Here is a 7,640-nt window from a genome sequence, read left to right as displayed (position 1 = left end):
CAGCCAGTGTTATGACGCAATACCAACCCGTCGGGCGATGTGTTAACAGAAGAAGTCTGAACCGACACTGGTACCAGCGTGACGGGCCCGGTAACAGGCCGGTTACGGCGTTGCCAGTAATAGAAGCTTTTGATTTTCAGACCGTGTTGCTGGCAATAGGCGACTTTGGTCAGGCCGCTTTTGGAGCACGCCTTAAGATGCTCTGCCCAAAAAGTGCGTCGTTCGTCCGGAGTTTGCATTGATGGATCCTGTTGAAGAAAACCACAGCCTGCGGGCTGATAGATTTAAACAACAGGTGGTGCGGTTGGACGCTTACGTTCACACCATTGGTAACAATTATCTGGACGATTTCAAAGCCTTCGCACGCGCTATTCTAGGCGTATAGGAAGAGTAACTGACGCGAAACACAGACTGACGCAGGCACGTCTTTATTGTTCCGCGTCTTTTGATGTGTAAGCAATGGGATGGACTATAGTGGGACAGGAAGGGACGTAGAACATGAAGAGACGCAGGACATGTACTGACGCAAAACACGGACTGACGCAGGAGCGTCCTTATTGTTCTACGTCTTTCAGTGTTCCACGTCCCTTCCTATCCCGCGTACCTTCAAGTAATAATCCTGGTTGACTGTTAGTAAACATCGTCAGTAAACTTATTTCATGTATACCTTGAAATTCAAGAAATCAGCATTGAAGGCGCTGTTAAAAATGCCCAGAGGGCAGGCTCAGAAAATGCAAGAAGCATTGGAAGCCATTGCCCAAGACCCGAATAACTACCCTGGAGATTGGAAGCCCCTCAGGGGTGAGCCCTATTGGCGGCTGCGACAAGGCGGATATCGGGCAATTTGCAGTGTGGAGAGTGGCCAGTTGACCATTCTCGTACTGAAAGTGGGATCCAGAGGAGATGTTTACAAATGAGTGCACAGATCATAACCAAAGAGGGGTTACCGGAATATGCGGTTATTCCTTATGAAGAATACCAGCGTTTGCTGGCAATGGCTGAAGATATAGAAGACCTTGCAGATGCCAAAAGTGCGCAACTTGAAATTGAAACGGGCGATGACGAAAGCATACCGTCTGAAATCGTAAAACGGCTTATGGCAGGCAACGAACATCCGTTAAAAATCTGGCGTGAATACCGGGCTTTAACGCAAGAGAACCTGGGTAACGCCGTGGGGGTCGGTAAATCGTACATCAGCCAAATCGAAGCGGGCCACAAAACCGCATCAGTCAACGTACTGAATGCGCTCGCCACGGCACTGCAAATAGAACCGGGAAGCTTGTTGTGAGTGGCTCGAATTGACGCAAAAGCGTCTTTCAATGTTTAGCGTCTTTCGGTGTCCTACGTCTTTTAGTGTTTTACGTCCCCTAATGTTCTGCGTCAGTCAATGTCCCACGTCTTTTACTGTCCCACGTCCCTCAATCCCCCACGTCCCTTCATTGCATGGGTGTAGTTAATAAACTACAATCCAAACAATGCTTGATATCAAACAAACGGAAACCTATCGGAAATGGGAGCGCAAACTGCGTGATCAACGTGCTAAAGCATTGATCGCAGCGCGAGTGTTTCGGGTGGCCAATGGCCTTACTGGGGATGTAAAGCCAGTTGGGCAGGGCGTCAGTGAATTGCGTATTCACCATGGGCCAGGCTACCGCGTTTATTTCAAGCAGCGGGGTAGTGAAATCGTCATACTATTGTGCGGTGGCGATAAAAGCACTCAGCAAAGTGACATAGCCACAGCGTTGCGACTAGCGGCAGAGTGGGAGGCAGTATGATAGACAAAATATACGACTACGACCCGGCAGCGGCGTTGGAGAGTGAGGAAGCTATCGCCATTTTTCTAGCCGACGCACTGGAAACCGGAGATTCGGCTTATATCGCAAAGGCCTTGGGAGTAGTGGCGCGAGCCAAAGGCATGACTCAATTGGCCCGTGAGACAGGGCTTTCAAGGGAGCAACTGTATCGATCATTCAGTGAGCAAGGTAATCCAACACTAAAAACAATGCTGGCAGTGATGCGTGCTCTAGGTGTTGACTTAACAGCACGCCCTCATGAGCCAGCGGCCTGAAATGACGTAGGACACGGACTGACGCAGGACATGAAATGACGCGAAACATGAAGAGACGCAAAAGCGTCTTACAGTGTTCAACATCTTTTACGGGTTTACGTCCTTTAATGCCCTGCGTCAGTTCGTGTTCTGCGTCTTTTATTGTGTCGCGTCCCATCTTGTCCTACGTCAGTCCATGTTCTACGTCTTTCAATGTCCCACGTCTTTTATCCTACAAACCCAATACAAACCAACAACAAAACGCGAAACGCGTCGCTTGACCCCCCAACCCTAACCCCCTACAATTCGCGTTCAACAACTGAACAACCCCCTTGGTGTGCCCTGTAACCGGCCGGGCGGTAGCGAATCTATACGATTTTCAGCACCTCGCAAAACCCCATTCCAGAGCAGTCTTTAAATCGCCCAGCGTGCTTTCAGCACCCCCATGAGCGGCGATTCAATGTCAGGAAGACCAAAGACTGACCAAAAGGACAACCCTTGAGCCACGAAAGCCTGGACGTATGGAAGACGTCAACCGAACTGTCCATAAACCTCTACAAATCGCTCAAAACCCTAAAAGACTTCGGCTTCAAAGACCAGATCACACGATCTGGCCTCTCAGTACCCAGCAACATCGCCGAAGGCATGGCCAGAAACAGCGATAAAGAGAAAGTTCATTTCCTGGCGATAGCCAACGGCTCCTGTGCCGAGCTACGAACCCAAATCTACATAGGCATAGAAATAGGCTACATAGACAGGGATTCAGGCCAAGCCTGGATGGCAAAAACCAAAAGAATCCAAATAATGCTAAAAAAGCTATCAGACAGATTACGCCAATAGAATGGTTGTCGTCTTTTAATCTTTAGCGTCTTTAAATGTCTTGCGTCCCTTAATGTGTCACGTCCTTTATTGTTTCGCGTCCTTCAATGTCCTACGTGTCTACCTATGCTTCCCGACGAACTAAGATACCAGTTGCTCCGAACCCTCGAACGCAACCCGGAAATGACCCAACGCCAAATTGCCAAAGAGCTCGACCTGAGCCTGGGTAAGGTAAACTATTGCCTGAAGGCATTGCTGGATAAGGGCTGGATCGTCGCCGGTAACTTCAAAAGCAGCGAGCGAAAGATGGCGTATGCTTACTATCTGACCCCTCAGGGAATCGAAGAAAAAGCCACAGTTACCGTTCGGTTTTTAAAGCGCAAACTGGAAGAGCACGAAGAGATACGGCGTACAATTGAAGAGTTACGTTCAGAAGTATCTGAGACAGGCCAGCTGGCGCGTCGTAGTGAAGGGTAGGGAGTAGCTTCCGACTTATCCGAAACCAATTCAAATAGCACTTTTAATAATCCAAGCATGAATACAGGAATTTGTTCGACGATGATTATCCCCGTTCTACTCGCTGGCGGTACAGGTAGCCGGTTATGGCCTACTTCACGTGAATTGTACCCCAAGCAATGCCTTGCTCTTTTGGACGAACAGTTTAGCTTGGCGCAAAACACGATACGCCGGTTAAAAAGTGCAGGCATAGAAACTGCCCCTATTATTGTATGTAACGAAGAACACCGCTTCCTTATTGCCCAGCAGATGGCAGATATGGGCACCAAAGCCGAGCTGATACTTGAACCGGAAGGCCGCAATACGGCTCCGGCGATAGCACTGGCGGCGTTTCAGGCGCTGGAGCGGGATGCGGAAGCGACGTTGGTGGTGTTGCCAGCCGACCATGTGATGAACGATACCGAAGCGTTTCGCACGTCGGTTCAGGAAGCCATTGTTCAGTCCAAGCACGAGTTTCTGGTGACGTTCGGCATAAAACCGCTGTATGCGGAAACCGGCTACGGCTATATAGAAGCCGCCGAGACCGACGCCACTAGTGCCGTCATCGCCTTCCGCGAAAAACCGGACGCCGACACCGCCGCCCGTTACCTGGCCGCCGGGAACTACTTCTGGAACAGCGGCATGTTTGTGTTCAAGGCCCGGGTCTACCTGGAAGAGCTCAAGCAACACCAACCCGCCATTTATGAAGCCACCCGGGCCGCCATGGCCAACAAGTATGCCGACCTCGACTTTATTCGGGTGGATGCCGAGGCGTTCGCCAAGAGCCCGTCGGACTCAATCGACTACGCCATTATGGAGCGCACCAACCGTGCCGTGGTGGTTCCCTACACGGGAGACTGGAGCGACATTGGTGCCTGGTCGGCGTTGTATGATCTGAGCGAGAAAGACGGGCAAGACAACGTGTTGCAGGGCGATGTGCTCACTGAGGACTCTGCCGGTAACCTGATTCGCGCCGAAAGCCGCCTTGTAGCGGCCATTGGGGTACAGAACATGGCGATCATCGAAACCGATGATGCCGTGGTGGTGGTGCCGCGCGAGCGGGCTCAGGATGTGAAGTTCATAGTAAACCAGTTAAAAGCCGCCGGGCGCACCGAGCACCATGTGCATGCCCGGGTGCACCGGCCCTGGGGGTCGTACAAGACGATTAACCTGGGCGAGCGGCACCAGGTGAAGCGCATTACCGTAAAACCTGGCGAGAAGCTTTCGGTGCAGATGCATCACCACCGGGCCGAGCATTGGGTGGTGGTCAGCGGTACGGCCAATGTGACCATTGGTGAGAAAACCAGCATGTTGAGTGAAAACGAATCAGTTTATATACCCATTGGCACGGTTCACGCACTGGAAAACCCGGGCAGGATCGCATTGGAACTGATTGAGGTGCAGACCGGCAGTTATTTGGGCGAGGATGACATTGTGCGGTTTACGGACCGGTATGGAAGAAAGTAACACATCAATAAAGCTTTGCTGACTGGGAGCACGATGCCTAAAATCAAAGTTCAGAATTAGTTTAACAAATTTGATTTAGAGATATTGATATGGAAATGAGAATTAAGAAAAAAGCTCTTGTTACCGGTGTTACGGGTCAGGATGGTTCATATTTGGCCGAGTTTCTACTAGAAAAGGGCTATGAAGTGCACGGCATTAAGCGACGTGGCTCTCTATTTAATACACAGCGGGTAGATCATATTTACGAAGACCCGCACGTCGAAAACCAACACTTTGTCCTGCATTATGGAGACTTAACGGATACGTCTAATTTGGTTCGGTTGATTCAGGAAATCCAACCTGACGAAATTTATAACCTTGGGGCACAGTCCCATGTTGCCGTCTCTTTTGAAGCACCAGAGTACACAGCCGATGTTGATGCTATGGGCACACTACGAGTTCTGGAGGCTATCCGCATTTGTGGGTTAGAAAGGAAGACCCGCTTTTACCAAGCGTCTACTTCAGAACTTTATGGCCTGGTTCAAGAAATCCCGCAAAAGGAAACCACTCCTTTTTACCCACGCTCGCCTTATGCAGTCGCCAAGCTGTATGCCTACTGGATCACCGTGAACTATCGCGAAGCCTATGGGATGTATGCGTGCAATGGCATTTTATTCAATCACGAATCCCCTCGCCGGGGCGAAACCTTCGTTACCCGTAAAATCACCCGTGGACTGGCAAACATCTCCCAGGGCCTGGAAGACTGCCTCTACATGGGCAATATGGACGCGTTGCGCGACTGGGGCCATGCGAAAGATTACGTGCGCATGCAGTGGATGATGCTTCAGCAAGAGCAACCAGAAGATTACGTCATCGCAACCGGCAAACAATACACCGTCCGTCAGTTCATTCAATGGTCCGCTCAGGAGCTAGGTATCACGCTCAGATTTGAAGGGCAGGGCGTGGATGAAATCGCCATTGTCGATTCGATTGAAGGTGATAAAGCACCTTCCGTCAGTGTGGGTGAAGTGGTCGTAAAAGTCGACCCACGGTACTTCCGCCCGGCTGAGGTTGAAACTTTGTTGGGTGACCCTGCCAAAGCTAAAAACCAACTGGGTTGGGTTCCGGAAATCACCACTCAGGAAATGTGTGCTGAAATGGTCGCAGAAGACCTTAAAGTCGCTCAACGCCACGCCTTTCTTAAAGCGCATGGCCACGAAGTCAGCATCTCGGTGGAGAACTGATGATGGCAGCTATCAAGGTTTTTGTAGCCGGTCACCGGGGAATGGTCGGTTCGGCCATTGTTCGCCAGTTGGAGCAACAACCCACGGTTACGGTGCTTACGGCAACGCGAGATGAGCTGAACCTGCTCGATCTCGACGCGGTTGAAGCCTGGTTTGTGGCGAACGCGGTAGATCAGGTGTATCTGGCAGCGGCCAAAGTAGGCGGTATTCATGCAAACAACGAATACCCGGCTGAGTTCATTTACGAGAACCTTATGATCGAAGCAAACATCATTAATGCCGCTCACAAGGCAGGGGTTAACAAGCTTTTGTTCTTAGGGTCCTCCTGTATCTACCCGAAAATGGCCGAGCAGCCGATGAAAGAGACGGCTCTGTTAACGGGTACGCTGGAACCGACCAACGAGCCCTACGCCATTGCCAAAATTGCCGGCATCAAGCTTTGTGAAAGCTATAACCGCCAATATGGGCGGGATTACCGTAGCGTTATGCCCACCAACCTCTATGGCCCGAATGATAACTTTCATCCGGAAAACAGTCATGTGGTTCCGGCATTGTTGCGCCGTTTCCACGAAGCCAAGTTGGCTGATGCGCCCGAGGTAACCGCCTGGGGGTCTGGCAAGCCTATGCGTGAGTTTCTGCATGTCGATGATATGGCTGCTGCTAGTGTCTTTGTCATGAACCTTAATGGCGACACCTATCAGCAACACACACAGCCAATGTTGTCTCACATTAACGTGGGAACCGGGGTGGATTGCACTATCAGGGAATTGACTGAAACAGTTGCCCTGGTAGTGGGTTACAAGGGTGAAATTATTTGGGATACCACTAAACCCGATGGTACGCCCCGCAAGTTGATGGATGTATCACGCCTGAAATTACTGGGGTGGGCGTATGCCATTGAGTTGGAAGCCGGGCTAACTCAAACCTATGAGTGGTTTCTGCAGAATCAGCAGAGCTTTAGGAGCTGACAAACGGTTTTTCCCGATTCATTACTTGCATTGACCCATTGCCAAATATGAGTTACATGAAACTAGTACAAGACTGGAGAGTATGCATTTAATGCCTAGAATATGAACTTTTTCGCAGAAACGTCTGCCGGAAACAAGTTCCGCTTTTTTTAGTCTGCGGGTGGCCTGGAGGAAATTGAGTTGTGTATTTAAGGTGTACCACTGTGTAAGCGCAACGAACTACTGAGCTGTGGGTATTTCTCGTCCGGAGATATACACGGCTTTATAAATCAGGCTCTTCGTAAATTCTTGTGGAATTCCAGTATAATCGAGGCCTGACCGCACCAGATTCTTAAGGAGCCATGTCTGTGGAAATCGAAGATCATTACGCGTTACTCCTCGGCATAAAATCCCCCTGGGAAATCAGCTCAGTAGACCTGAACATGCTTGGCAATCGCGTTGATATTGAAATCGAGTACGCCGATGGTTCGGGTATATGTCCTGAATGTGAAACGGTATGCCCAAAGCACGATGATCGCGAACGCAGAACTTGGCGTCACCTTGATACCATGCAGTTTTCAACCTATTTGCACGCCCAGCTTCCAAGGGTCAAGTGTAAAAAGCACGGTGTTAAAACCGTCT

12 protein-coding genes are annotated in these 7,640 nt (G+C 50.3%); 11 read left to right on the top strand and 1 reads right to left on the bottom strand.

Annotated features, from left to right (window positions below):
- Positions 1 to 239: IS66 family insertion sequence element accessory protein TnpA (gene tnpA / locus G565_RS25070; RefSeq protein WP_037340500.1), on the bottom strand; the 239-nt coding region annotated here is incomplete at its 3' end.
- A gap of 2 nt (positions 240 to 241) precedes the next feature.
- On the opposite strand from tnpA, the gene G565_RS26910 reads away from it, so the two are divergent.
- The 11 genes from G565_RS26910 to G565_RS25065 form a co-directional block, all read left to right on the top strand.
- The gene (locus G565_RS26910; protein ID WP_157600167.1) at positions 242 to 385 is read left to right on the top strand and encodes a hypothetical protein; all 144 of its coding nucleotides are present in this window, start codon (positions 242 to 244) and stop codon (positions 383 to 385) included.
- 274 nt (positions 386 to 659) lie between these two features.
- Entirely contained in the window at positions 660 to 917 is a 258-nt protein-coding gene (locus tag G565_RS27785) for a type II toxin-antitoxin system RelE family toxin (protein WP_028672357.1), read from the top strand.
- A complete protein-coding gene (locus tag G565_RS0119635; RefSeq protein ID WP_028672356.1) occupies positions 914 to 1,288 on the top strand; it encodes a helix-turn-helix domain-containing protein in 375 nt (124 codons plus the stop codon). Before G565_RS27785 ends, G565_RS0119635 begins: the two co-directional genes overlap by 4 nt.
- A 187-nt stretch (positions 1,289 to 1,475) precedes the next feature.
- On the top strand, positions 1,476 to 1,775 hold the full coding sequence (locus G565_RS0119630) for a type II toxin-antitoxin system RelE/ParE family toxin (RefSeq protein WP_028672355.1): 300 nt from the start codon (positions 1,476 to 1,478) through the stop codon (positions 1,773 to 1,775).
- Positions 1,772 to 2,068, top strand: a complete 297-nt coding sequence (locus G565_RS0119625; RefSeq protein ID WP_028672354.1) for an addiction module antidote protein — start codon at positions 1,772 to 1,774, stop codon at positions 2,066 to 2,068. Before G565_RS0119630 ends, G565_RS0119625 begins: the two co-directional genes overlap by 4 nt.
- Positions 2,069 to 2,545: 477 nt before the next feature.
- Complete coding sequence (locus G565_RS0119620; protein WP_028672353.1) at positions 2,546 to 2,887, top strand: four helix bundle protein; 342 nt, start codon at positions 2,546 to 2,548, stop codon at positions 2,885 to 2,887.
- A 105-nt stretch (positions 2,888 to 2,992) separates the two neighbouring features.
- Positions 2,993 to 3,343, top strand: a complete 351-nt coding sequence (locus G565_RS0119615; RefSeq protein ID WP_028672352.1) for a MarR family EPS-associated transcriptional regulator — start codon at positions 2,993 to 2,995, stop codon at positions 3,341 to 3,343.
- A gap of 57 nt (positions 3,344 to 3,400) precedes the next feature.
- Positions 3,401 to 4,828, top strand: coding sequence for a mannose-1-phosphate guanylyltransferase/mannose-6-phosphate isomerase (locus G565_RS0119610; protein ID WP_342662988.1), 1,428 nt, complete (start codon positions 3,401 to 3,403; stop codon positions 4,826 to 4,828).
- A 95-nt stretch (positions 4,829 to 4,923) separates the two neighbouring features.
- A complete protein-coding gene (gene gmd, locus G565_RS0119605; protein WP_037340503.1) occupies positions 4,924 to 6,051 on the top strand; it encodes a GDP-mannose 4,6-dehydratase in 1,128 nt (375 codons plus the stop codon).
- Complete coding sequence (fcl, locus tag G565_RS0119600; protein ID WP_425413992.1) at positions 6,051 to 7,019, top strand: GDP-L-fucose synthase; 969 nt, start codon at positions 6,051 to 6,053, stop codon at positions 7,017 to 7,019. The genes gmd and fcl overlap by 1 nt, the downstream gene beginning before the upstream one ends.
- A 347-nt stretch (positions 7,020 to 7,366) precedes the next feature.
- A partial coding sequence (locus G565_RS25065) for a transposase family protein (RefSeq protein WP_169579687.1) occupies positions 7,367 to 7,640 on the top strand: 274 nt, incomplete at its 3' end.

Origin of the sequence: Saccharospirillum impatiens DSM 12546, assembly GCF_000423605.1 — a bacterium.
Taxonomy (GTDB): Bacteria; Pseudomonadota; Gammaproteobacteria; order Pseudomonadales; family Natronospirillaceae; genus Saccharospirillum; species Saccharospirillum impatiens.
This window is presented reverse-complemented; position numbering and strand designations above follow the sequence as displayed.